24 protein-coding genes are annotated in these 22,571 nt (G+C 71.2%); 8 read left to right on the top strand and 16 right to left on the bottom strand.

All coding sequences use genetic code 11. The features are described from left to right. Nucleotides 1–87: 87 nt before the first annotated feature. Entirely contained in the window at nt 88–843 is a 756-nt protein-coding gene (locus tag ITJ56_RS02305) for an SGNH/GDSL hydrolase family protein (RefSeq protein ID WP_228516930.1), read from the top strand. Between the two features lie 5 nt (nt 844–848). Here the strand turns inward: ITJ56_RS02305 and ITJ56_RS02300 are convergent, their stop codons facing one another. Together ITJ56_RS02300 and ITJ56_RS02295 are read right to left on the bottom strand one after the other, a co-directional pair. After that, nucleotides 849–1,340, bottom strand: coding sequence for a GNAT family N-acetyltransferase (locus ITJ56_RS02300; protein ID WP_194627157.1), 492 nt, complete (start codon nt 1,338–1,340; stop codon nt 849–851). 4 nt (nt 1,341–1,344) lie between these two features. After that, nucleotides 1,345–2,748: an LLM class flavin-dependent oxidoreductase gene (locus tag ITJ56_RS02295; protein ID WP_323749698.1), complete on the bottom strand. Its 1,404-nt coding sequence runs from the start codon at nt 2,746–2,748 to the stop codon at nt 1,345–1,347. A 589-nt stretch (nt 2,749–3,337) separates the two neighbouring features. Between ITJ56_RS02295 and ITJ56_RS02290 the strand changes: the two genes are divergently transcribed. Together ITJ56_RS02290 and ITJ56_RS02285 are read left to right on the top strand one after the other, a co-directional pair. After that, a complete protein-coding gene (locus tag ITJ56_RS02290; RefSeq protein WP_194627155.1) occupies nt 3,338–4,231 on the top strand; it encodes a hypothetical protein in 894 nt (297 codons plus the stop codon). Next, nucleotides 4,228–4,782, top strand: coding sequence for a hypothetical protein (locus ITJ56_RS02285; RefSeq protein WP_194627153.1), 555 nt, complete (start codon nt 4,228–4,230; stop codon nt 4,780–4,782). Before ITJ56_RS02290 ends, ITJ56_RS02285 begins: the two co-directional genes overlap by 4 nt. 34 nt (nt 4,783–4,816) lie before the next feature. Here the strand turns inward: ITJ56_RS02285 and ITJ56_RS02280 are convergent, their stop codons facing one another. Continuing rightward, complete coding sequence (locus ITJ56_RS02280) at nt 4,817–5,185, bottom strand: VOC family protein (RefSeq protein WP_194627151.1); 369 nt, start codon at nt 5,183–5,185, stop codon at nt 4,817–4,819. A gap of 63 nt (nt 5,186–5,248) precedes the next feature. Between ITJ56_RS02280 and ITJ56_RS02275 the strand changes: the two genes are divergently transcribed. Then, the gene (locus ITJ56_RS02275) at nt 5,249–5,701 is read left to right on the top strand and encodes a MarR family winged helix-turn-helix transcriptional regulator (RefSeq protein WP_194627149.1); all 453 of its coding nucleotides are present in this window, start codon (nt 5,249–5,251) and stop codon (nt 5,699–5,701) included. On the opposite strand, the gene ITJ56_RS02270 is transcribed toward ITJ56_RS02275, so the two are convergent. Next, entirely contained in the window at nt 5,689–6,258 is a 570-nt protein-coding gene (locus tag ITJ56_RS02270) for a uridine kinase family protein (RefSeq protein WP_194627147.1), read from the bottom strand. The two genes, ITJ56_RS02275 and ITJ56_RS02270, sit on opposite strands and share 13 nt — an antisense overlap. 53 nt (nt 6,259–6,311) lie before the next feature. Between ITJ56_RS02270 and ITJ56_RS02265 the strand changes: the two genes are divergently transcribed. After that, nucleotides 6,312–6,767, top strand: coding sequence for a GNAT family N-acetyltransferase (locus ITJ56_RS02265; RefSeq protein ID WP_194627145.1), 456 nt, complete (start codon nt 6,312–6,314; stop codon nt 6,765–6,767). Here the strand turns inward: ITJ56_RS02265 and ITJ56_RS02260 are convergent. Continuing rightward, entirely contained in the window at nt 6,721–7,296 is a 576-nt protein-coding gene (locus tag ITJ56_RS02260) for a TetR/AcrR family transcriptional regulator (RefSeq protein WP_194627143.1), read from the bottom strand. The genes ITJ56_RS02265 and ITJ56_RS02260 overlap by 47 nt on opposite strands. A 93-nt stretch (nt 7,297–7,389) precedes the next feature. Between ITJ56_RS02260 and ITJ56_RS02255 the strand changes: the two genes are divergently transcribed. After that, nucleotides 7,390–8,442: a zinc-binding alcohol dehydrogenase family protein gene (locus ITJ56_RS02255; RefSeq protein WP_194627142.1), complete on the top strand. Its 1,053-nt coding sequence runs from the start codon at nt 7,390–7,392 to the stop codon at nt 8,440–8,442. On the opposite strand, the gene ITJ56_RS02250 is transcribed toward ITJ56_RS02255, so the two are convergent. From ITJ56_RS02250 to ITJ56_RS02215, 8 genes are all read right to left on the bottom strand, one after another. Further along, nucleotides 8,429–8,905: a GNAT family N-acetyltransferase gene (locus ITJ56_RS02250; protein WP_194627140.1), complete on the bottom strand. Its 477-nt coding sequence runs from the start codon at nt 8,903–8,905 to the stop codon at nt 8,429–8,431. The two genes, ITJ56_RS02255 and ITJ56_RS02250, sit on opposite strands and share 14 nt — an antisense overlap. 133 nt (nt 8,906–9,038) lie before the next feature. Continuing rightward, nucleotides 9,039–9,488, bottom strand: a complete 450-nt coding sequence (gene sufU / locus ITJ56_RS02245; RefSeq protein ID WP_194627138.1) for a Fe-S cluster assembly sulfur transfer protein SufU — start codon at nt 9,486–9,488, stop codon at nt 9,039–9,041. After that, nucleotides 9,485–10,777 carry an aminotransferase class V-fold PLP-dependent enzyme gene (locus ITJ56_RS02240; RefSeq protein WP_194627477.1) on the bottom strand — a complete coding sequence of 431 codons (1,293 nt, stop codon included), beginning with the start codon at nt 10,775–10,777 and terminating at the stop codon, nt 9,485–9,487. The genes sufU and ITJ56_RS02240 overlap by 4 nt, the downstream gene beginning before the upstream one ends. 134 nt (nt 10,778–10,911) lie before the next feature. Then, nucleotides 10,912–11,124 carry an Rv0909 family putative TA system antitoxin gene (locus ITJ56_RS02235; protein WP_194627136.1) on the bottom strand — a complete coding sequence of 71 codons (213 nt, stop codon included), beginning with the start codon at nt 11,122–11,124 and terminating at the stop codon, nt 10,912–10,914. Nucleotides 11,125–11,219: 95 nt separating this feature from the next. Then, nucleotides 11,220–12,503: a chloride channel protein gene (locus ITJ56_RS02230; protein WP_194627134.1), complete on the bottom strand. Its 1,284-nt coding sequence runs from the start codon at nt 12,501–12,503 to the stop codon at nt 11,220–11,222. 50 nt (nt 12,504–12,553) lie between these two features. Beyond that, on the bottom strand, nt 12,554–12,940 hold the full coding sequence (locus ITJ56_RS02225) for a zf-TFIIB domain-containing protein (protein WP_194627124.1): 387 nt from the start codon (nt 12,938–12,940) through the stop codon (nt 12,554–12,556). Between the two features lie 159 nt (nt 12,941–13,099). After that, nucleotides 13,100–15,211 carry an alpha-galactosidase gene (locus ITJ56_RS02220; RefSeq protein WP_194627122.1) on the bottom strand — a complete coding sequence of 704 codons (2,112 nt, stop codon included), beginning with the start codon at nt 15,209–15,211 and terminating at the stop codon, nt 13,100–13,102. Between the two features lie 79 nt (nt 15,212–15,290). After that, nucleotides 15,291–16,274, bottom strand: a complete 984-nt coding sequence (locus ITJ56_RS02215; protein WP_194627120.1) for a magnesium and cobalt transport protein CorA — start codon at nt 16,272–16,274, stop codon at nt 15,291–15,293. 151 nt (nt 16,275–16,425) lie between these two features. Between ITJ56_RS02215 and ITJ56_RS02210 the strand changes: the two genes are divergently transcribed. Then, nucleotides 16,426–17,250: a TspO/MBR family protein gene (locus ITJ56_RS02210; RefSeq protein WP_194627118.1), complete on the top strand. Its 825-nt coding sequence runs from the start codon at nt 16,426–16,428 to the stop codon at nt 17,248–17,250. Between the two features lie 177 nt (nt 17,251–17,427). On the opposite strand, the gene ald is transcribed toward ITJ56_RS02210, so the two are convergent. The 3 genes from ald to ITJ56_RS02195 all read right to left on the bottom strand — a co-directional run bounded on the left by ald (nt 17,428) and on the right by ITJ56_RS02195 (nt 20,633). Further along, nucleotides 17,428–18,528: an alanine dehydrogenase gene (gene ald, locus ITJ56_RS02205; protein ID WP_194627116.1), complete on the bottom strand. Its 1,101-nt coding sequence runs from the start codon at nt 18,526–18,528 to the stop codon at nt 17,428–17,430. 132 nt (nt 18,529–18,660) lie between these two features. After that, entirely contained in the window at nt 18,661–19,623 is a 963-nt protein-coding gene (locus tag ITJ56_RS02200; protein ID WP_194627114.1) for a helix-turn-helix transcriptional regulator, read from the bottom strand. Between the two features lie 47 nt (nt 19,624–19,670). Then, nucleotides 19,671–20,633, bottom strand: a complete 963-nt coding sequence (locus tag ITJ56_RS02195) for a sugar-binding transcriptional regulator (protein ID WP_228516928.1) — start codon at nt 20,631–20,633, stop codon at nt 19,671–19,673. A 190-nt stretch (nt 20,634–20,823) separates the two neighbouring features. Here ITJ56_RS02195 and ITJ56_RS02190 point away from each other — a divergent pair, with 190 nt between their 5' ends. Further along, nucleotides 20,824–22,569, top strand: a complete 1,746-nt coding sequence (locus ITJ56_RS02190; protein ID WP_194627112.1) for a glycerol-3-phosphate dehydrogenase/oxidase — start codon at nt 20,824–20,826, stop codon at nt 22,567–22,569. Nucleotides 22,570–22,571: the final 2 nt, after the last annotated feature.

Here is a 22,571-nt window from a genome sequence, read left to right as displayed (position 1 = left end):
TGCCGAACGGCGACCCGACCATTTCTGCTCACGACGCTCGCGCCGAGCGCCGGGAACCTGCACAGGCGTGTGCACGATGATGGGCGCATGCACGACACCATCCGCTACGTCGCGATCGGCGACAGCTTCTCGGAGGGCATCGGCGACGCCGGACCCGCTCCGTTCCCCGGCTGGACCGGACGACTCGCGAGCGCGATGGCCGGAGCCTCGGCCGCCGACGTCTCGTACGCGAACCTGGCCGTCCGTGGCCGACTGCTCGCCGGGGTCCTCGACGGCCAGCTCGAGGCCGCCCTCGCGCTCGACCCGGCGCCGACCCTGATCACCTTCTGCGCCGGCGGGAACGACCTGCTGCGCCCGCGCTTCGACGTGCCGGCGCTGGCAGCCCGACTGGAGTCGGCCGTCGTCACCGTGCGCGAACGCGGCATCCGCATGGCCCTGCTCAGCCCCGCCGATCCCAGCGCCCGCCTGCCCCTCGGCTCGCTCGTGAACGCCCGCGGCGATGCTTGGGCCGATGCCCTTGGCGAAATCGCGCAACGCCACGACCTGCCGTTCGTCGACGTCTCGCGCGACCCGCACCTGCGCCGTGCGGAGTTCTGGTCGGACGACCGGCTGCACATGAACGCCACCGGCCACCAGCGCGTCGCCGACCTGGCGCTGCACGCCGTGATGGACGGCCCTGCGCCGGTCGAACCCGCTGACGCGGGGACGGCCAGGGCACGACTCGGCGAGGAGCTCCGCTACTACCGCGAGTACGTCCTGCCATGGGTGCAGCGACGGATCACCCGCACGTCGTCCGGTGACGGGCGCTCGGCCACGTTCCCCGCCTGGACACCGGTCCGGTAACGCCGTCAGCCCGTGACGAAGACGCGTGTCGTGACGCCGGTCAGGGCGTGCGCGAACTCGTCGCCCGTCGCGACGAAGCCACCCGCCTCGTACATCCGCACGGCGCGGTCGTTGTCGCCGAGCACGTGCAGCACCACGCGCGGGTGCCCGGCGGCGCGGGCATCGTGGACGGCCTCGGCGAGCAGGGACCGGCCGACCCCGCGGGCCTGCAGCCCCGGGCACACCGCGAGCAGCGACAGGTAGGCGGCGTCCGCCGGGTCCGTCGACCGCCCGGTGCCCGGTGCCGTGACGAGCACGAACCCGTCGAGCGCCCCGTCGGCCCCGGGTGCCACCAGCCAGGCGACGTGCTCGGCTGCGAACTTCTGCCGCGCACGCTCCCGCACCGCCGGGTGCTCGGCGACACCGTCACGCGCGGCGACGGCTGCTGCCCACAGGTCGATGCAGGTGTCGGTCTCGTCCACGGTCGCAGGACGCACGACCACGGACGACTCGATCACCCGATCAGCCTACGACCGCGCGGCTCCCGATCCTGAACGAGGCCCCGCGGTGCTCGTCGGGCAGCCGGTCCCCGCGGCCGTGCAGTTTCTGACGGAGCGACCCCGGCTCGTACTCGTCCGGGTAGGCCCCGCGGGCACGGAGCTCCGGGATCACGAACTCGATGACGTCCTCCCAGGTGCCCGGGGTCACAGCGTACGCCAGGTTGAACCCGTCGACGTCGGTCAGCTCCTGGATTTCCTGCAGCCGGTCGGCGATCGTCGCTCCTCCACCGACCGCCACCGGGCCGAGTCCACCGATCGCCGTCTGCCGGGCGAGGTCGCGGATCGTCCAGTTCGAGCCGTCCTCGCCGGTCGCGGCCGCGACGTTCGCCGCCGCCGACTGGATGGCGTTCGACTCGACGTCGCCGAGCGGCTGGTCCGGGTCCCACTGCGACAGGTCGACGCCCATCCAGCCGGAGTTGAGCACGAGCGCCCCGAGTTCGGACGCGTACGACAGGTAGTCCTCGTACTTGGCCTGGGCCAGCTCGTCGGTGGCGTCCGTGATGACGGTGAGCAGCGTGTAGATGCGAGCGGCGTACCGGTCGCGACCAGCTGCCTCCAGGGCGTCCCGGACCTTCGCGACGGTCGACGTGAGCTGCTCGAGCGTCGGGGCGCCCACGAAGACCGCCTCCGCGTTCTCCGCGGCGAAGCGGATCCCGCGCGGTGACGCGCCCGCCTGGTAGATGACGGGCGTGCGCTGCACGGACGGCTCGGACAGGTGGATGCCCGGCACGTCGAAGTGCACGCCGTGGTGCTCGATCGGGTGCACCTTCGACGGGTCCGTGAACACGCCGGCCTCGCGGTCCGCGACGACGGCGTCGTCCTCCCACGACCCTTCCCACAGCTTGTAGAGGACCTCGAGGTACTCGTCCGCCACGTCGTACCGGTCGTCGTGCGACAGTTGGTCCGACTGCCCCATGTTCCGCGCGGCACTCGGCAGGTACCCGGTGACGACGTTCCAGCCGACGCGGCCCTTCGTCAGGTGGTCGAGCGTCGACATCCGCCGGGCGAACGGGTACGGGTGCTCGTAGGCGGTGCCGGCCGTGATGCCGAAGCCCAGGTGCTCGGTGACCGAGGCCATCGCCGACACGAGCAGGATCGGGTCGTTCACGGGCACCTGGGATCCGGTGCGGAGCGCGGCCTCGTTCGAGCCGCCGTACACGTCGTACGTCCCCAGGACGTCGGCGATGAAGATCCCGTCGAACGCGCCGCGCTCGAGCGTCTTCGCCAGGTCCGTCCAGTAGGTCAGGTCGCGGTAGTCCCGCGACCGGTCGCGCGGGTGCCGCCACAGCCCGGAGGACTGGTGCGCGACGCAGTTCATGTCGAACGCGTTGAAGCGGATCTGCCGGTGCTCGCTGCTGGTGGTCACGGGTCGAGACGCTACGTCGGACACCTGCGCCCGTCACGGATCGTGACGAAGCGTGACGGGCGGGCTCCGGTAACGGCCTGGAGGCCCGCCCCGCGTCCGCCCGTCGACTCACAGTTTGAGTATTCAATATCTGTAAATTGACATTTGACACCGTTGGCACGGGTCGAAAGACTGACGGCCCTACTCGCGACAACGGAGGCACAATGTCAAGCAAGTTCACCGTCCGCCATCGCTTGATCGCTACTGCGACCGGGATCTCGTGCTTGTCGGGGTGCCTGCTGATGGCGGCACCAGCGAGGGCCCAAGACCGCCCTGTTCCGGCCACGGCACTCGACTCGACGATCGTCGATCCGTCATTCGACCCGACGGCAGCGGTCCGTGTGGATGACACGGGTCAGCCCTTGAGCCGGAGGAATCCATGCCACGACCGAGCGTTCGCCGCGATCCCGAAGATGCTGACTTCGACGCCGGGGTGCAGCATCATCGGGTCGAGCAAGAAGACGAAGGTCACCTACAGCTGGTACCGAGACAAGGGCCGGGTAGGGGTGTGCGTGTGGGGCAAGGGCTTCAACACGCGTGCGCAGACCACGTGGACGCCAGCCGGGTGCGGGACGGGCCGGCGAGGAGTCGTCATCTCCTGGGGAAACGTCGCCGCTTCGAAGCAGATCAGAGGCATGACCGCCTCTGGGGTCGCGGGAGTCCAGTGGGGTTGAACGAGCCGCGGACCGCCCGGTGGTCGGCCTCTGCCGTGGCGTTCGTCGCCGCGATCTCGACGCTCGCCGGATGCAGCGCAGCCCCGAGCCACGAAGCCGAGGCGTTCGCGGACGCGAGCCCCGCCGCCGACTCGCTCGACCAACGACAGCAACAGGCGCTTGCTGACAGCCTGGTGCAGCAGATCCCGTGCGCGGACAGGGATCAGTGGCTCGATGATCTCGCCTTCTGGGACACGATGCGCGGATACGACTGTGTCGACGGAACCGATTCGTCTTTCGTGCGGGTCTACGCGCACAGCTCCTCCGTTGCACAGGTCCTCGCCGAGTGGGACGAGACGTTCATCGAGGGTCGAACCGCGCGTCGCGGAACACACTGGTTCGTCATCGGTCCAGCGGAAGTGATCGGGGACATCAAGAGTCCACCCGACGACCCCGAGCAGCCGTACCGTCGGGGTGCCCCGCTCGGCCTGACGGCCGACCAGGAGTACCTGACGATGTGTACGCAGTACGCACTCGACGAGGCCCTCCGGACGATCCGGATGCAGCCCGGCTCCGCACCGGACGCCGCGCAGTACGACGCCCTGTTCCCCGGCGTTGGCGCAACCGTCCGTACCACTGTCGACAGGAAGGTCAGGAACGCAGTCACGGTCGAAGGCGACGAAGAGCGCTGGCCCGCGTTGCTCTCGAAGCTCGGCCCACGGTTCAAGAGCACCTACACGCGGGCAGCTTCACGATTCGCGGATCTCCCGACGGCGGTGCACGACGGATGACGATACCCGTTCACGTCATCCGCACTGCGGCGGTACTCGGGACGACCGGAGTGGCGCTGCTCGGGGCTGAAGACTGGTTGCGGTTCTTCGTGGGAGGGCTCCTCCCTGGCGCCGCCCGGGTGTGCATCGCCGCGGCGAGCGCCGTGGCACTGACCTGTGTCGCAACCAGCTCGAGGGCGGACGCACCGCTCCGACTGATCGCGCTGACGCTGCTGATCCAGTTGGCGGGTCGGCCCGCCGTGGAGAGCGACGCCGGAGCGCTCTACGTCGCCGTGGAAGTCGCGCACGCGGCCGCACCGGTCGTCGCCACGCTGGTCGGGGTCTCATTCCTCCGCTCGCGGCACGGCCGTCGGGAAAACCTGGTCAGCATCGTTGTCGTCTGCGCAGCGCTGTCGTGGTTCACCGCGAGTTGGACGCCACTCCCGCTCCCAGTGCTGGTCGGTGCAAAAGCGCTCACACTCACGGCGTTCTGGGCACTGGTCGCCCTTCCAGCGCTCCGGCTCATCACTCCCGTGGTTCGCCGAGTGCTGGATTCGGGCGCGGTCCGTTGACGCGTCCCGACTGGTCAGGACACCTGACGATTCGTCAGGCTCGGTCGTGGAGCGTCACGTGGTAGCCGTCGGGGTCGGCGAACGTGAACGTCCGGCCGAAGGGGCCGTCGATCGGCGCCGAGACGATCCGGTGCCCGCCCGCGACCAGGGCGTCGTGGATGGCCTGCACGTCGGTCGCGTGCAGCCAGATCGCAGCGCCGATGCCCGGCTGGGTCACCGCGTCGAGGTCCGTGCCGGGAACCAGGTCGCGCAGGGCGAAGGCGATGGGGGTCGTCTCGAACACGACGGCGTGCGGCGGGCCGGCCTGCGAGCGGACGAGGCCGAGGTACTGCTCGTAGAACGCCTGCGAGGCGTCGAGGTCGCGGGTCTGCAGGGAGATGAAGTCGGGGCCGGTGACGGGCATGTGGTGCTCCTTGGGTTGCGTGTCAGTCTTCTGACATAGCTCAACCTATGTCAGACTTCTGACATGCGTCAAGACGACACCGGCATCCACCTCGAGACGTCGATCGGCTACCTGCTCAAGGAGGCCGCGAGTGCGCTGCGCGCCTCGATGGAGGCAGTTCTGCGGCCACTCGGCATGACGGTGACGCACTACTCGTGCCTCGAACTGCTCGCACAGCGCCCCGGCCTGTCGAACTCCGAACTCGCACGTGGCACCTTCGTCACCCGGCAGTCGATGAACGTCCTGCTGCAGGCGCTGGAGCGGGACGGCTTCGTCGCCCGGGCCACGGAGCCGTCGGTCGGCAAGGCGCTCCCCACGCAGCTGACCGACCGTGGGCGGCAGAGCCTGGCGCAGGCGAGTGCGGCCATCCGCGGGGTCGAACAGCGGATGCTCGACGGACTGACCGAGGAGCAGCAGGCGGACGCCCGCCGAATCCTGCGGAGCATGGTCACATCGCTCCGCAGTCAGGCCACGTAGCGCACCGACGCGGCATCCTTCGGCGCGTACCGCTCCTCGAAGTCGCGCTCGTTGGGGATCCACACGTCCCGCCAGAGCGCATCGTGCCTGCGCCCGAGCGTGCGATCACGAGCCATGCCCCGACGTGCCGCCGTGTCGAGGTCCACGTCGCACCAGATGCTGACGTCGAGATGCGGGAGCGCGTCCGGGTGGAAGAGTCCGATCAGGTCGACGACCAGGACGTCCGTCCGCGGCATCGACTCAGCCGGTCGGAGGGCTCGAGCCGACCAGTCGAACCGCTGGAACGTGCTCGCCCGACCGGCCCGGTGCGGTTCGAGCACCGATGACACCAGACGGGGCCGATCGACGCCGTCCCAGTCGGCGGAGCGCTGATGGGACCGAACGGGGTCGAGGAAGTCGTCGCCGCGGATGCGGGCGGAGCCGGGGAGTCCCGCGACGAGCGTGCGCGTCAGCGTGGACTTGCCGGATCCGCAGTACCCGGAGACACCGACGACGATCGGCGCACGAGCCGAGGCTCGGCGGGATGCGACAAGGTCGATGACGCCGTCGCGGTCCATCGGGCAAGCGTACGAGGTCGATGACGGTGCGCCGGGGTTCGTAGGCTTCTCGCATGGACGTCGCACTGCGGGACAGCACCACCGAGGACCTCGAGTGGCTCGTCGAGCTCCGGACCGTGGTGCTGCGCGGCGACCTGACACGACTCGGGGTGTTCGACGAGACGCGCGTCCGGCAGCGCCTCCGCGACGCGTTCCGGCCAAAGCTGACCCGTGTCGTCGTGGTCGACGGCCGTGACGTCGGGTCGATCACCGTGCGTGTCGACGGCGACACCCGCTGGGTCGAGCACTTCTACCTCGCGCCAGACGTCCAGGGGCAAGGCGTCGGGTCGACCGTACTGCGCACCGTCCTCGACGAGCCGCACGACGGACGCACGCGACTCAACGTGCTGGTGGGCAGCCCGGCCCGCCGACTGTACGAACGACACGGCTTCGTGCTCGACACCGACGACGGCGTCGACGTGTTCATGACGCTGCGGGCCGCCGATCGAGCACCCCACGGAGCGCGCTGAGCTGCTCGTCGACGATGTCGGCCATCCGGCGCTCGGCCGGTCCGGTGAGCCAAGCCTCGAGGGCCAGGTGGAACAGCATCACGGTCGTCTCGGCGATCACCGCCGACTCGGACGGGTCGAGACCCCGGGTGACGAACGCCTCGCGCACCGCGCCGGTCAGGTCGGCCCGCTTCCGGGCGTCGCGCTCCCGCAGTGACGGCTCGGACAGGACGAGCCGCCGCACCGCACCGACCTGGTCGTGACGACCCTCGAAACGCTCGTCGGCAACCTGGCGGAGGCCGTGCACGACGATGTCGAGCGGGTCGATCCCCGCCGGTGCGGCCTCGATGGCAGCCCGCGCCAGGTCGGGGATCTCGTCGCCGGCGAAGATCACCTCGCGCTTGTCGGCGAAGTACCGGAAGAAGGTGCGGGTGGTCAATCCGGCCCGTGCGGTGATCTGCGGCACGGTCGTCGCCTGGTACCCCTGCTCGGCGAACAGCTCGAACGCCGCTCGCTCGAGTCGTCCTCGGGCATCCGGAGACCAACGCATGGGTCCACAGTAGTAGTGACGACACGCCATGTCATGGTTCAATAGCGATGACACGTCGTGTCATGCCGCACGTCGAGCAAGAGATCGGACACCGTGTCGTCATCGGGCAACACCGCACTCTGGACCACGTCGAGCGGTCGGTTCACCGTCGGGCCGGCACCGGTCCCCCAGCCCGCGCCGGGAGAGCTCGTCGTCCGCGCCGAGGCCGTCGCCGTGAACCCGGTGGACGCCGTCAGCGGACTCCTCCGCCACGTGGTCTACCCGAAGCTGCGGTACCCGGTCGTCCTCGGGTCGGACGTCGCCGGCACCGTGACCGGCGTCGGGACCGGGGTCGAACGCTTCCGCATCGGCGATCGGGTCGTCGGGTACGCCGCAGGCCAGGAGCAGCACCGGAACAGTTCGGCCGAGGGCGCGTTCCAGCACCACGTCCTGCTCCTCGAACGCGTGACGACCGAGGTGCCCGCCGACCTGTCGCCCGAACAGGCAGCGGTCCTGCCGCTCGCCGTCTCGACCGCCGCGGCCGGCCTCTTCGAACCGGACCAGCTCGCCCTGCCGCTCCCGACGGCAGACTCGGCCGAGCGCAACGGGGTCGTCCTGGTGTGGGGCGCGTCGACGAGCGTCGGCGCCAACGCCGTCCAGCTCGCACGGGCCGCCGGGTACGCCGTGATCGGTACCGCGTCACCGAAGAACCACGCGTTCGTGCAGTCCCTCGGGGCCGAGGCCGTGTTCGACTACCGCGACGACGCTGCCGCACGCCGCATCCTCGAAGAACTCGCCGACCAGGAACTCGCCGGCACCCTCGCCTTCGGCCGGGGCTCGTTGACCCGCACGCTCCCGATCGTCCGGGCAGCCACCGGCTCGGGTCGACTCGCATCGGCGTACCCGACTCCGGCGACGACGATCCGAGCACGGCTCGCCCAGCGGCACGGTGTTCACGTCACGGCCATCTGGGGTGGGCGCCCCACCCGGTCCGAAGTCGGCCCGGCGATCTTCCGCGACTTCCTTCCCGACGCACTGCGGACCGGACGCTACCGCGCGACCCCGACGGCATCGGTCGTCGGCACCGGACTCGACGCGATCCCGGCCGCCCTCGCCGAGCTCCGCGCCGGAGTCTCCGCCCGGAAGCTCGTCGTCACGCTCCCCTGAGCGACTTCGCGTACCAGCGGTCGGAGTACGGGTCGTTGTTGAACGGGTCGACCCGGACGAAGCCGAGCCGTTCGTAGAGCGCACAGGCCTCGGCGAGCTCGGCCCGGGTGTCGAGACGCAGCGAGGTGGTCCCGCGAGCCCGGCAGACGTCCTCGACGTGGCGAAGGAGCGCCGAGCCGACGCCTCGGCCGCGGTGCTCCGGCAGCGTGAAGACCTTCGTCAGCTCGCCGACGTCACCCACGAAGCGCACGCCGGCGCACGCGACGGCTGCTCCCCCGTCGGCGGCGATGATGAACACGCCGGAGTCCCCCTGCAGGTCGTCGTACGGCTCGTCGTCGAGCGCCCGGTCGACCTCAGCCGCGGTCGCCGCGCGGCCGTACCACCGCGACGCGACCTCGGTCAGGTACGCCCGCACGATCGCGTCGGCCCGGGCTGCGCCGGGTCGCTCCACCTCGACGATCATCGCGCCTCTTGCATGGTCGGACTGTTCGGGCGTTCCGGCACTGTGCGCAACCCACTGCTGACTGGAGGCGCGGGGCGGGCCCGCCACCGGCCTCCAGGCTGTCCGGTGCTCGCGATCACGAGCCGCACACGGGTCAGCGGGACGCGGTCGCGTCGCGCGCCGCGGCTTCCGCCGCGACCCAGGCGAGCATGCCGCACTTGACGCGCATGACGAACTTCGAGACGCCGCGGAAGGCGACGAGGTCCTCGAGGACGTCCTCGTCGGGCTCACCGACGCCGCGGGATCGCATCATGGAGCGGAACTCCTCGGTGAGTGCGAGGAACTCCGGCACGGTCCGGCCGACGGCCATGTCGGTGAGGACGGATGCCGAGGCCATCGAGATCGAGCAGCCGTCGCCCTGCCAGGCGAGCCCGGCGATGCGGTCGGTGCCGGGTTCGAGGCGCAGGCTGACGGTGATCTCGTCACCGCAGGTGGGGTTGCGCTCGAAGTGCGACGCGTCGGCGTCGGGCAGCTCGCCGTCACCGTGGCGGGCCTTCGCGTGGTCGAGGATGACCTGCTGGTACAGGCTGTCGAGGGCGTTCACGCGGTGGCTCCGAAGTAGTCGCGGACCTCGGCGACGGCTGCGAGGAACCGGTCGACGTCGTGCTCGGTCGTGTAGACGTAGGTGCTCGCGCGGCTCGTGGCGACGAGGCCGAGTCGGCGGTGCAGGGGCTGGGCGCAGTGGTGGCCGGAGCGGACGGCGATGCCCTGTGCGTCGAGGTACTGCGAGACGTCGTGGGCGTGCACGCCGTCGACGTCGAACGCCACCAGGCCGGAGCGCGGGACGCCGGCGGGCGGGCCGACCACGCGGATGCCGGGCACGACCGCCAGGCCGTCGAGCATGCGGCGGGCGAGGTGCTCCTCGTGGGCGCGGACCCGCTCCATGCCGATGCGCTGCAGGTACCGGACGGCCTCGGCGAGGGCGACGGCCTGGGACACGGGCTGGGTGCCGGCCTCGAACCGCTCGGGCGCGGGCATGAACTCCGAGCCCTCCATCGTCACGGTGGTGATCATCGAGCCGCCGGTGCGGAACGGGGGCAGGGCGTCGAGCAGCTCGCCACGGCCCCAGAGCACGCCGATGCCGTTCGGGCCGAGCATCTTGTGCCCGGAGAACGCGGCGAAGTCGACCCCGAGCTGCTGCACGTCGACCGGGCGGTGTGGTGCGGACTGGCAGGCGTCCAGCACGACGAGGGCACCGCGGGCGTGGGCGAGGCCGACGACCTGTTCCACGGGGGCGATCATGCCGGTGACGTTCGAGACGTGCGAGAACGCGACGACCCTCGTGCGGTCCGTGATCAGCGCGGCCGCGTCGTCGGCGGTCCAGGTGCCGTCCTCGGTGACGGGTACCCAGCGGAGGGTCGCGCCGGTGAGGGCGGCCAGCTCCTGCCACGGCACGAGGTTGGCGTGGTGCTCGGCCTCGGTCACCAGGATCTCGTCGCCGGCACCGAGGCGGAAGCGCTCGGCGTCGGCGCCGCCACGACCACGGCTGGCGTTGGCCATGCCGTGGGCGACGAGGTTCAGGGCGTCGGTGGCGTTCGCGGTCCAGACGACCTCGGTCGGGGCGGCGGCACCGATGAAGCCGGCCACGGTGGCGCGGGCGTCCTCGTAGGCGTCGGTGCTGAGCGCCGCGAGCGTGTGGGCGCCGCGGTGGACGGCGGCGTTGTCGTGTTCGAGGAACCGGCGTTCGGCATCGAGGACCTGGCGGGGGCGCTCGGCCGTCGCACCGGAGTCCAGGTACGCCAGCGGCTGCCCGTTCACGTCCTGCGCGAGGATCGGGAAGTCCCGCTTGATCGCCTCGACCTCGGCCTCGGCGAGCGGCTGGTTCGGCGCCACGACTGTCACGTCTCGTCCTCCTGGTGTTGCCGTCGGAGCAACCCGTCCATGGTGTCCGTTGTTCCCGGCCGCGTCCAGTCGGCGCGGCAGCGGCCCCGGAGGATCACCGTCCGGGGCCGCCCACGCGCTGGTCGCTACTCGTTGCCGAGCTTCTTGTCGGCGGCGTCACGCGCGCCGTCGATCTTGTCGTCGTACTTGCCGCCGGTGGCCTTCTTGACCGCGTCGGCCACGCCGCCGAGCACCCGGTCGCTCGCACCCTCGGCCTTCTCGCTCTTCAGGGCGTCCTGGACCTTGCCGTCCTTCAGGAACTCCTGGGCCTTCTTCGTGATGTCGTCGAACCCCGCCATCGGCTGCTCCTCACCTCGGTGCGGAGCCCGTCGCTCCGTCGTGCCGCCGAGCGTAGGCCGCACCGTCGGGGGCCGTACCGGAACGCTCGGGGTCTTCACACCATCTGGGCGCTGCGCCGACGGGCGAGGACGTAGCCGACGGCGACCGCTCCGGACACGGCGAGCAGCGAGGGGACGAGGATGTCGGTTCCCTGCTGGGTGAACTCGACGACGAGCACGAGCGCCGTGAAGGGCGCGCGCATCGTGGTGGCGAGGAACGCGGCGGCGCCCACGAACGCGAAGGCGGCGAGGCTCGGACCGTCGCCCGGCCAGAGCAGCAACCACGCGCCACCGAGGCCCCCGCCGATCGACGATCCGATCGCGATCGAGGGCGTCAGGGTCCCTCCGACCGCACCCGCACCGATGGTGGCCGAGGTGGTCACGGTCCGCAGGACGCCGAGCAGCAGGAGGAGCACGATCGGCGCGAGCCCGGCGATCGAGGCGTCGTCGAGCGAGGTGTTCATCGCCACGATCCCGAGGGCCCTGCCGTTGCCGAGGATCTCGGGGAACGGGATCGCGATGAGCCCGACCATCGCGAAGACGACGGGCAGCACGACGAGCAGGTGCCAACCCTTCGGCGCCATGCCCTGCAGCCGGTTGGTGAGCTTCACGAACCCGACCCCCGCGAGGCCGAGCACCGGGCCGACGCCGATCGCCCAGACGAGCAGCGACGGCGACAGGTGCATCGCGGGCACGTGGTAGAGCACCTCGTCCGGGATCACGAGGCGGGCGGTGACGGCGGCGACGGCGCTGGTGGCGAAGGCTGGCAGCGCGGTGGCGAAGCTGATCTCCCCGAGCAGGACCTCGACCGCGAACAGCGCGCCACCGAGCGGCACGTCGTACACGGCGGCGAGGCCCGCTGCCGCGCCACAAGCGACGAGGATCTTCGTCTCCCGCGGCGTCAGGCCCGCTCGACGGGTGATGAGCTGGGCGAGCCAGGCGCCGACCTCACGCGGCGCGACCTCTTTGCCGATCGAGGCGCCGAGACCCACGGCGAGGATCTGGACACCGGCGTTCGCGAGCGTCGCGAGCGCGGGCATCCGCTTGCCGTCGACGGCCGCTGTGACCGGGAGGATCGACCGGCCCCAGCGCCGGAGCGCCCACCAGGAGACGCCGGTCAGGACACCGGCCGCGGTGAGGGCCAGGAACCGGTTCAGCCCCGAGGGCGCGTCGGCGGCCTCGAGGTGCCCGCCGAAGCCGTACCCGAACGCGACGAACTGGATGAGCTGCAGGGCGAGCCAGACGGCGATGCCGGCGATCCCGCCGGAGACCCCGACCAGCGCGGTGACGACTGCGAGCTTGAGGGCCCAGACCGGGGTGGCGTGTCCGGAGTGCGGCATATCGGAGAGCCTAACGGCTCCGCTCGCCGTTCCCCGGGCACCGCCGCACGTCAGTCGAAGAGCTCACTCAGCCAGTTGCCGCGACGCTTGCCGCGGTACCCGTTCTGTTGCCCGTACCCGGGCTGCCCGTACCCGGGCTGCCCGTACCCGCGGCGGCCCTTGTCCCACGACCCCGGCGAACCGGGCGACCCCGGCGACGCGTACCCGTTCCGCGGCACGGCCATCCCGGGGCGGTACCCCTGCTGGTGCATCGGCGCGACCGGGGGTACCGGCGGCACCGCGGAGGCGGCACCGGGCGCCGGACCCGCCGCCCGGTCGATGATCTTGTCGAGCTCACCGCGGTCGAGCCACACACCGCGGCACTCCGGGCAGTAGTCGATCTCGATGCCGGAGCGTTCCGACATCACGAGGGTGGCCTGGTCGTTGGGGCACTGCATGCGGGGGTCCTTCCGAGGAGCGCGCTGATCGGGCGCGTTCCCGTGATCCTGGCCAGGTTCCTTGAACCGACCATGCAAGGGACCTGAGCGGACCCGGTGAGCCGGGTCGGGCCTCCCGGTCGGGCACCCGACCGGCAGCGGACGGACGGCGAGCCGGTCTCAGACCGCCGTCACGCGGAACGGCACCACGCAGTCCGCCGGCATGAGCGGCGGCTGCAGGCCGACGCTGCCGAGCACGCGGCCGCTGAAGACCCGCGGTCCGGACCACCAGTCCGGGCGGACCAGGCCGTGGTCGTCACCGATGACGATCGGGTCGACGCGGTAGGACGCCTCCGGGTCGAGGTCACGGAACGTGACCCTGCCGGTGCCCGAGACGTCCGAGCGGCCGATGCTCGCCAGGAAGAACACCGCGCGCTGCTGGTCCGGCGCGACCGTGCCGTACACGAGCCGTGCGTCGTCGACCTCGTCCGAGCGCACCAGGTCGCCGCCGTGCAGGAGCGGACGGAGTTCACGGTGGAGGGCGATCCACTCGGCGAGCTCGGCGGACTCGGCCGGGGTCGCCCGGGCCAGGTCCCACTCGATGCCGAGGTGCCCGACCAGGGCGGTGCCGGCACGGAAGGCGAGGTCGTGGATGCGCCCCGTGGTGTGGTTCTTCCCGCTCGCGATGTGCGCGCCGAGCATCTCCGGCGGCAGGAGCTGCTGCGTCCACCGGTGCATCTGCTGCCGCTCGAGGGGGTCGATGTCGTCGGACACCCAGACGCGGGCGGTGTGCTCCAGCACGCCGAGGTCCACCCGGGCACCTCCCGACGAGCACGACTCGATCTCGAGCGACGGGAAGCGCTCCCCGAGCGCGGCCATCAGGCGGTAGACGGCCAGCGTCTGCTCGTGCACCGCGGCACCGCCACCGGGGGACCCGGCCTCGACGAGGTCGCGGTTGTGGTCCCACTTGACGTACTCGATGCCGTACTCGCCGATGATCGCCGTCATCCGCTCGAGCACGTACGCGAAGGCCTCCGGGATAGCGAGGTTCAGCACCTGCTGGTCGCGGGAGCGCACGGGCAGCCGGCCGTCCGCCTGCATGATCCACTCCGGGTGGGCGCGGGCGAGGTCGCTGTCCTCGTTCACCATCTCGGGTTCGAACCACAGGCCGAACTCCATGCCGAGAGCGCGGACCCGGTCGACCAGCGGACCGAGGCCGTCCGGCCAGACGTCCTCGTCGACGTACCAGTCGCCGAGCCCGGCGTGGTCGTCGCGGCGGCCGCGGAACCAGCCGTCGTCGAGCACGTACCGCTCGACGCCGAGGGCCGCAGCGCGCTCGGCGAGGTCGGTGAGGCGCGCCAGGTCGTGGTCGAAGTACACGGCCTCCCACACGTTGATCGTCACCGGGCGCGGTGTCGTCGGGTGCTGCGGTCGGCTGCGGAGCCAGCGGTGGAACCGGCGGGCCTGGTCGTCGAGGCCGTCACCGTGCGCGAAGTACACCCACGGCCCCTCGTACGTCGCACCGGTGTCGAGCCGGACCTCGCCGGGCAGCAGGAGCTCGCCGCCGCCGATGACCTGCCGCCCGGTGGACAGGCGTTCGGCGTGGTGGCGGTGGTTCCCGCTCCAGGCCGTGTGGACGCCCCAGACCTTCCCGCGGGCGAATCCGAAGCCGGGCTCCCCCACCGTCAGCACGGTCGCGGCGTCGGCACCGGTCCGGCCCTTCCGGCCGTCACGCTGGTGGGTCCCGACGACCAGGGGCCGGCGCTGCGGGGTCCGTTCCTTGCCCCAGCGTCCGGCGAAGTCCAGGATCTCCCGTGCGCCGGACGGGATCGGCATCGCCAGCGTCAGGTCGTCGACGGTGTAGACGCCGGCGGCGGTGTTCGTGACCGCTGCTCGTGCGCGGACCAGCCCGGAGGCGAGCAGCTCGATCGTCACGCGGACGGCGAGCCCGGCGGTGGGGTCGCCCGCGTCCGCCGCGACCGACGTGTCCGACACCTCGAGCGACGACACCGTGAACGCGGGCGACCAGTCGGCGCCGTCCCGGTGTCCGGCGAGTCCCGGGCGGCCGCTCCACCCGCGGTGCGGTTCGGGCAGCACGGCCAGACGCACCGGCTCGTCCATCTCGTTCGGGGCGACGGGGGCGACGTCGGCGCCGGCGAGCGCCACGAGTGCGTCCTGGGCGAGCGGTCCGAGCGCTGCACCCCAGTGCACGACGGCGGGGAGTGCTGCGTCGCGGCAGTCGAGCACGAGGGAGACGCCCCCGGCGGTCAGGTGGACGAGGTCGTGCGGCATGGGTGCTCCAGTCGGCGTCGTTGCACGTCAGAGCCTTCCGCCCGGGTGGCGTCCGTGGCAAGTCCGGGTGCGGCGCGGCTCAGAACCAGCGCTTGACCTTGAACACCACCCACAGGCTCGCGGCGAACAGGATCATCGCCACGATCGACAGGGGGTAGCCCCACCGCCATCCGAGCTCTGGCATGTGGGTGAAGTTCATGCCGTAGATCGCCGCGATGAGTGTCGGGGCGAACAGGATCGCCGCCCAGCCCGAGATCCGTTTCGTGTCGTCGTTCTGCTTCTGGGCCGCAAGGGTCGAGTCGACGGTCAGGGCGTTCTGCAGCAGCTGCCGGAAGGTGTCGAGGCGCTCCACCGTCCGGATCGCGTGGTCGAGGACGTCGCGGAACCGGCGCTGCATCTCGATCGGCAGGTGGTACTTCTCGGCGCCGCGGTGCAGGTTCTCGATGATGCTGATGAGCGGCCGTGCTGCGCGCTGGAAGTCGACGACCTCGCCGAACAGCTCGTACACGCGGCGGGACACCCCGGCCTCGCCGGAGAACAGCTGGTCCTCGATCTGGTTGATGTCCTCCTCGAGGCCGTCGATCACCGGTGCGTAGCCGTCGACGATCGTGTCCATCAGTGCCCAGAGCTGCGCCTGCGGCCCGACCGTCACCAGCCCGGGCTTGCCGCTCATCCGCTGCAGCGCGCGGGGGACGGTCTGCTCGCCGCGGGGGTCGGCCTTCACGACGACGAGGAAGAAGGTGTCGCCCACGAAGGCGTGCACCTCGCCGAACGCCACCTCCTCCATCGCGTCGTTGTAGAGCGCTGGCTTGAGGACGACGAACAGGGTCGACCCGTAGCGCTCGAGCTTCGGACGCTGGTGCCCCTCGGCGGAGTCCTCGACAGCCAGCTCGTGCAGGCCGAGGGCGACCGCGACGTCGCCGAGTTCCTCGGCGTCGGGCTGGTGCAGGACGATGCAGGCACTGGCGCCCTGCTCGTCGAGCATCCGGAAGGTGTCGTCGAGCGACGGACTCGCGATCGGGGCGATCCGGTCGATGTAGACGGTGTTCAGTGCGACGCTCACGCGACCACCGTACGCAGGTGGCCGACGGACGGACGGGAGGCGCGGTCCCAGCCCGCCCCGCGCCTCCCGTCCTGCCTGAACGCGCGCTGCACGACCAGCTGCACGAGCCGCCTACGGTGCAGGTCATCAGCATGCTGACGAAAGGACGGACGTGAAGAGGATCTGGAAGCGCATCGCGGTGGTCGTGAGCGCGGTCGTGGCCGTGACCGGCGCGTACGTCGGCTCGGGCGCTGCCGGTGGCACACCGATCCAGGACGCCGCCGGTGGCGCGCTGTCGGCGTCCTCGACCGCGATCGCCCCGGACGGCCCGGCGTTCTCCATCTGGAGCGTCGTCTACGCGGGGCTCATCGGCTACGCGGTCCTGCAGCTCGTCCGCACCGCCGACGACGAGCGGCACGAGCGGCTGGTCGTGCCGGCGGTGCTCTCCCTGCTGCTCAACGCCGCGTGGATCCTGTCGGTGCAGTTCGGGTTCCTGTGGGCGAGCGAACCGATCATCGTCGCGCTGCTCGTCGTGCTGATCCGGACGTTCACGATCCTGCGTCGGACCCGACCGTCGGGGGTGCTCGCGGCGATCCTGACCGACGGCACGTTCGGGCTCTACCTGGGCTGGGTGTGCGTCGCGACGGCGGCGAACACCGCCGCGGTGCTGACGGCGGCGGGCTTCCGGGGGTTCGAGCTCGGGCAGGACGTCTGGGGTGTCGTCATCGCCGCGGCGGCCGGGCTCGTCGGGGTCCTCATCGCGCTGTGGGGTCGGGGGCGCCTGGCGCCGATGGCCTCGGTCGCGTGGGGTCTGGCGTGGGTGGCGGTGGCCCGGTTCGAGGGGCCGCTCGTCTCCGTGCCGACGGCGGTCGCGGCCGTGGTGGCTGCGGCGGCCGTGGTCGTCGTGACCGTGGTGGTGCGTGCCCGCGCCGGCTGGGTCGACGGGCGTGCCGGTCGGGCGGCGGCTCCCGTGGCGGCCTGCCCCGCGGCTGCCTGACCGGCGGCTGCCGGACCCGCAGCTGCCTGACCCGCCGCTGCCTGGACTTCAGGTCCGCGAAAGCGACAGATCTCGCGGTGCCGCACCCGTCCGACCCGCGAAAGCGACAGATCCCCGCGGATGTTCGGCGGGGAACTGTCGCTTTCGCGAAAGGGGGCGGCGCCGGAGCCAGCCGCGTCAGCGCGCGGACGCCACCAGGCCGTGCGCGGCGGCGACCGCGGCGTTCGTGACGCGGCCGGCGTGCACGTTCAGGCCCGCGGTGAGCGCCGGGTCGGCCTCGAGCGCGGCCTGCCACCCGCGGTCGGCGATCGCGACGGCGTAGGGCAGCGTGGCGTTCGTCAGCGAGATCGTGCTCGTGCGCGGGACGGCACCGGGCATGTTCGCCACGCAGTAGTACACGGTGTCGTGCACGGCGAAGGTGGGGTCGTCGTGGGTGGTCGGGTGGGAGCCCTCGAAGCAGCCGCCCTGGTCGATCGCGATGTCGACCAGCACCGACCCCGGGCGCATGTCGGCGACCATCGCGTCGGTGACGAGCTTGGGTGCCGACGCCCCGGGGATGAGCACCGAACCGATCACGAGGTCGGCGTCACGAAGTGCCTCGGGGATGGCGTGGGCCGAGGAGCGCAGCGTCGTGATCCGGCCGTCGAACCGGGCGTCGAGCGCGCGGAGCCGGGGCAGGCTGATGTCGAAGACGGTGACGTCCGCCCCCATGCCGAGCGCCATCGTCACTGCGTGCTCGCCGGCGACACCGCCGCCGATCACCACGACGTGCCCCTTGGGTGCCCCGGGGACCCCGCCGAGCAGCAGGCCACGCCCGCCGCTCGCACGCATGAGGTGGTGGGCGCCGACCTGGGCGGACAGTCGCCCGGCGACCTCGGACATCGGGGACAGCAGCGGCAGTGACCGGTCCGGCAGCTGCACGGTCTCGTACGCGATCGCCGTCGCACCAGAGGCGATGAGCGCATCGGTCAGCGGCCGGTCGGCGGCGAGGTGCAGGTAGGTGAAGAGCACCTGGCGCGGTCTGATCAGCGGGTACTCCGACGTGACCGGCTCCTTGACCTTCAGGATCAGGTCCGCGCGCTCCCAGACCTCCGCCGCGGTGTCGACGATCGTGGCGCCGGCGGTGCGGTACTCGTCGTCGGTGAACGCCGAACCGGCTCCGGCACCGGCCTGCACCAGGACCTGGTGGGCGTGCGACGCGAGCTCGGCGACACCGGCAGGCGTGGCCGCGACGCGGTACTCGTTGTTCTTGATCTCGGTCGGGACGCCGATGCGCATGCGGACTCCTTCGTGGGCGGTGCGTTCGTCCCCACCATTGAGCACCAGATTCGCCGGCGGTCCGCCACCACCGAACATCCGGACAGTATCGGGCCGATCGGTGCGACGAGATTCGGCGGCGCCGCGACCGCTTCAGTGCCCGCGCAGCGACTCGCTCGGCAGCTCGCCGAACCGGGAGCGGTACGTCGCCGAGAAGCGGCCGAGGTGTCCGAAGCCCCACGTCCGGGCGACCTCGGCAACGGTGGTCCCGTCGAGGTCGCCACGCACCAGGTCGGTCCGCGCGCCGTCGAGCCGGACGCTCCGCAGCAGCGCGCCGGGCGTCTGGTCGAGGTGCCGACGCAACGACTGTTGCAGCCCGCGCGGACTGAGTCCGGCGGCCTGGGCGATCTCCGGGGTGCCGATCGGCTCGCGCGCGTGCTCGTGCACGAACTCCAGCGCACGACGGACCCGGTCGTGCTCCGGCCCGCTGCCCGACACCGTCGCCCGCCACCCGGTGCGCCGGGGGAACGCCCGGATCGCAGCGGTCGCGAAGTCCTCCGCGATGCTCCGCTGCGCGATCGGGTCGAGTTCTCGATCGACGTCGAGCCAGGTCGACGAGTGCCGCCGGACCACGGACCGCCACGCACGGAGCCCGTCAGCGGTGGGGCGCCGGAGCGACTCGAACGCGAAGTCCTGTTCTCCGACGATCGACCGGACGAAGTCAGCGTCGAGCTGCACGATGTTCATCCCGATGTCGTGGTGGTGCAGCCGGAAGGTCTCGGCGAACGGCAGGACCACGGGCACGCCGGGCTCGAGGGGCTGCTCGCCACCGGCGTGGCTGAGCGTGCTCGATCCACTCCGGGTCCAGGCGACGAGGAACTCGCCGTCCGTCCGGCTGTCCGTCCGCAGGTCCACCATGAACCGCGACGACCGGAGGGACATCCGCTCGTCGCCGACCCCGGCGAAGTCCCAGTGGGACCGCGGCCGCGTCCGTCGGACCCGCGGCGACTGGAAGTCGTAGTCGCCGCCGAAGAAGGTCAGGGCTTCGTCGATGTCGGTGCCGACGAGCCGCCGGAAGTACCGCGTGTCGGCCTCGATCTCAGAAGTGGGCGCCATGGTCAGAACCTATGACGAGTGACCGACAAACTGCTTCACGTGCTGCGTCAGGGCTGCAGGATCGCCTGCCCGACGCTCTCGTCCAGGATCAGGTCCGTCACCAGCCCGGAGGCCAGTGCGCCCTTCAACGACGCGGCCTTCGACCGGCCGGCGACGACGCAGACCCGACGCGGCGCGCGCTTGATGGTGTCGAGGTCGGGGCCGCCCGCACGGGCGTTCACCCCGATGTCCCGCCACGACCCGTCCGCCCGGTAGAACACGGTCGAGACGTCCCCGACGACCTGCGCCTTCGTGAGCTCGTCACGGTCCGCGGGGTCGAGGTAGCCGCCCGAGTAGACGTGCGACGGCACCGGGGCCTGCGGGGCGCCGACACCGAAGACGACCAGGTCCATCCGCTCGTGCAGGTCGAGCACACGGCGGATCGAGCGCTCGCGGAACAGTGCTTCCTTCGTGGCGGGGTCGTCGAAGAACGCCGGCACGGGGAACTGCTGCACGAACGCGCCGTAGGCCTCGCCGAACCGACGCAGGATCTCGGACGCGTAGACGATGCCGGTCGTGCGGGTGTTCGCGGCGCCGTTGATCTGCACGATCGTCGACCCGTGCGTGGTCTTCGGCACCAGGTACCGGCTGACCGCGCTCACCGTCGATCCCCACGAGATCCCGATGACCATGTTCGACTCGACGTACTGGGTCAGGATCCGCGCGGCGGACAGCGCGACGCGTTCGAGCCGGTCGACGTCGCTCGTGTGGTCCGGCACCGGGACGACGTGCGCGTGCACCCCGAAGCGTGACCGGATGCTCCGGCTCAGCGCGGCCGCCTGGTCGAGGGGCGACCGGATCTGGATGTCCACCAGCCCGGTGTCCCTGGCGTACTTGAGCAGGCGCGACACCGACGAGCGCGAGGTGCCGAGTTCATCGGCGATCGCGTCCATCGTCAGGTCCTGCAGGTAGTACAGGTGGGCAGCGCGCAGCGCCTGCTGCGTGCGCATGGGCTGGGCCGCATCGCTCATGGTGCTCCGATCTGTCGAACGCAACCATGCACGGACGTGCACGGCCTCTGCAACCCCTGTCGCGCCTCCGGACGGCCGTCTCGGGCTGCACGACACCGGTGCTGCACGTTCGTGCACGCAAGTTGCCCACCTTGTCGAACGAGCGCACGATCGATCCTGACCCACGAACAGACGAAGGAAGCGACGAACCATGTCGAAGAAGACACAGCCCCGGAACACGGTGACCGCCCTCACCGAGCGCCCGAACGCGCAGGTCCTCGTCGTCGGCGGCGGCATCAACGGCATCGCCACGTTCCGCGACCTCGCCCTGCAGGGCGTCGACGTCGCCCTGGTCGAGCGGAGCGACTACGCCTCCGGCGCCTCCGCGGCCTCGAGCCACATGATCCACGGCGGCATCCGCTACCTGGAGAACGGCGAGTTCCGCCTGGTGCGCGAGAGCGTGCAGGAGCGCAACGGCCTGATCCGCATCGCCCCGCACTACGTCAAGCCGCTGCAGACGACGATGCCGATCTTCTCGACGTTCTCCGGCATCATGAACGCCCCGCTGCGCATGCTGACGCACAAGCAGCGCTCCACGAAGGAGCGCGGCGCGATGCTCATCAAGATCGGCATGACGATCTACGACTCCTTCTCGCGCGACGGCGGCTCGGTCCCGAAGCACGTCTTCCGCACCAGGAAGGCTGCGCTCGAGGACATGCCGGCCCTCAACAAGGACCTGAAGTACACGGGCACCTACTACGACGCGAGCGTGCACGAGCCCGAGCGCCTGGCCCTCGACGTCCTGAAGGACGGCCTGGCCGCGGGCACCGGGAGCGGCTCCGCCGCGACCGCGCGCGCCACCAACTACGTCGAGGCCGCCGGAACCCGTGACGGCGGCGTCCTGCTGCGCGACCGCGAGACCGGCGACGAGTTCGTCTTCACCGCCGACGTCGTGATCAACGCCTCCGGCCCCTGGACCGACCTGACGAACGGGGCGTTCGGCGGCGAGACGAAGTTCATGGGCGGCACGAAGGGCTCGCACATCGTCGTCCGCAACGACGAGCTGCTCGAGGCCACCAAGGGCCGCGAGCTGTTCTTCGAGAACGACGACGGCCGCATCGTCCTCATCTACCCGCTCAAGGGCCGGGTGCTCATCGGCACGACCGACATCGACGCCGACCCCGCGAAGCCGGTCACGACCACGGACGAGGAGATCGACTACTTCTTCGGGCTCGTGAAGCACGTGTTCCCGCAGATCGAGGTCACGCGCGACCACATCGTCTACAGCTACTCCGGCATCCGCCCGCTCCCCCGTCACGAGGACACCGCCCCCGGCTTCGTCTCCCGCGACTACCGGATCGTGGACACGCAGATCGCCGGTCTGCCGAAGTCGACCGTGCTGTCGCTCGTCGGCGGCAAGTGGACGACGTTCCGCGCCCTCGCCGCACACCTGTCCACCGAGGCGACGACCAAGCTCGGCATGACCCGCAAGGTCGACACGACCGGGATGCCGATCGGCGGTGGCAAGGAGTTCCCGACCACGGACGCCCAGCGCGCCCTGTGGATCAAGTCGCACCGCGACGGCCTGGACGAGTCCCTGGTGGAGGGGCTGCTCGAGCGCTACGGCACCCGTGCCGCCGAGGTCGTGGACGTCCTGACCGACGGCCCGGTCGAGGCACTCGAGTCGGACCCGTCGCTCACCCGCGCGGAGGTCGCGTACTTCGCCGAGCACGAGCAGGCCGTCCACCTGGTCGACGTCGTCCTGCGTCGCACGAACCTGGCGTTCGTCGGTGGCGTCACGATCGACCTGCTCGACGAGCTGGCGGACGTACTCGCCGGTGCGCTCGACTGGACGGCCGAAGAGCGCGCGGACGAGGTCCAGCGCACGCTCGACGTGCTGCGCGAGTCGCACGGCGTGATCGTGCCGCTCACGTCGGCATCGGCGCAGCTCGCGTAACG

The organism is Curtobacterium sp. VKM Ac-1376, from assembly GCF_015351025.1.
In the GTDB taxonomy this organism is placed as follows: domain Bacteria; phylum Actinomycetota; class Actinomycetes; order Actinomycetales; family Microbacteriaceae; genus Curtobacterium.
Note: the sequence above shows the minus strand (reverse complement) of the source record. Positions and strands in the feature narration are given on the sequence as shown.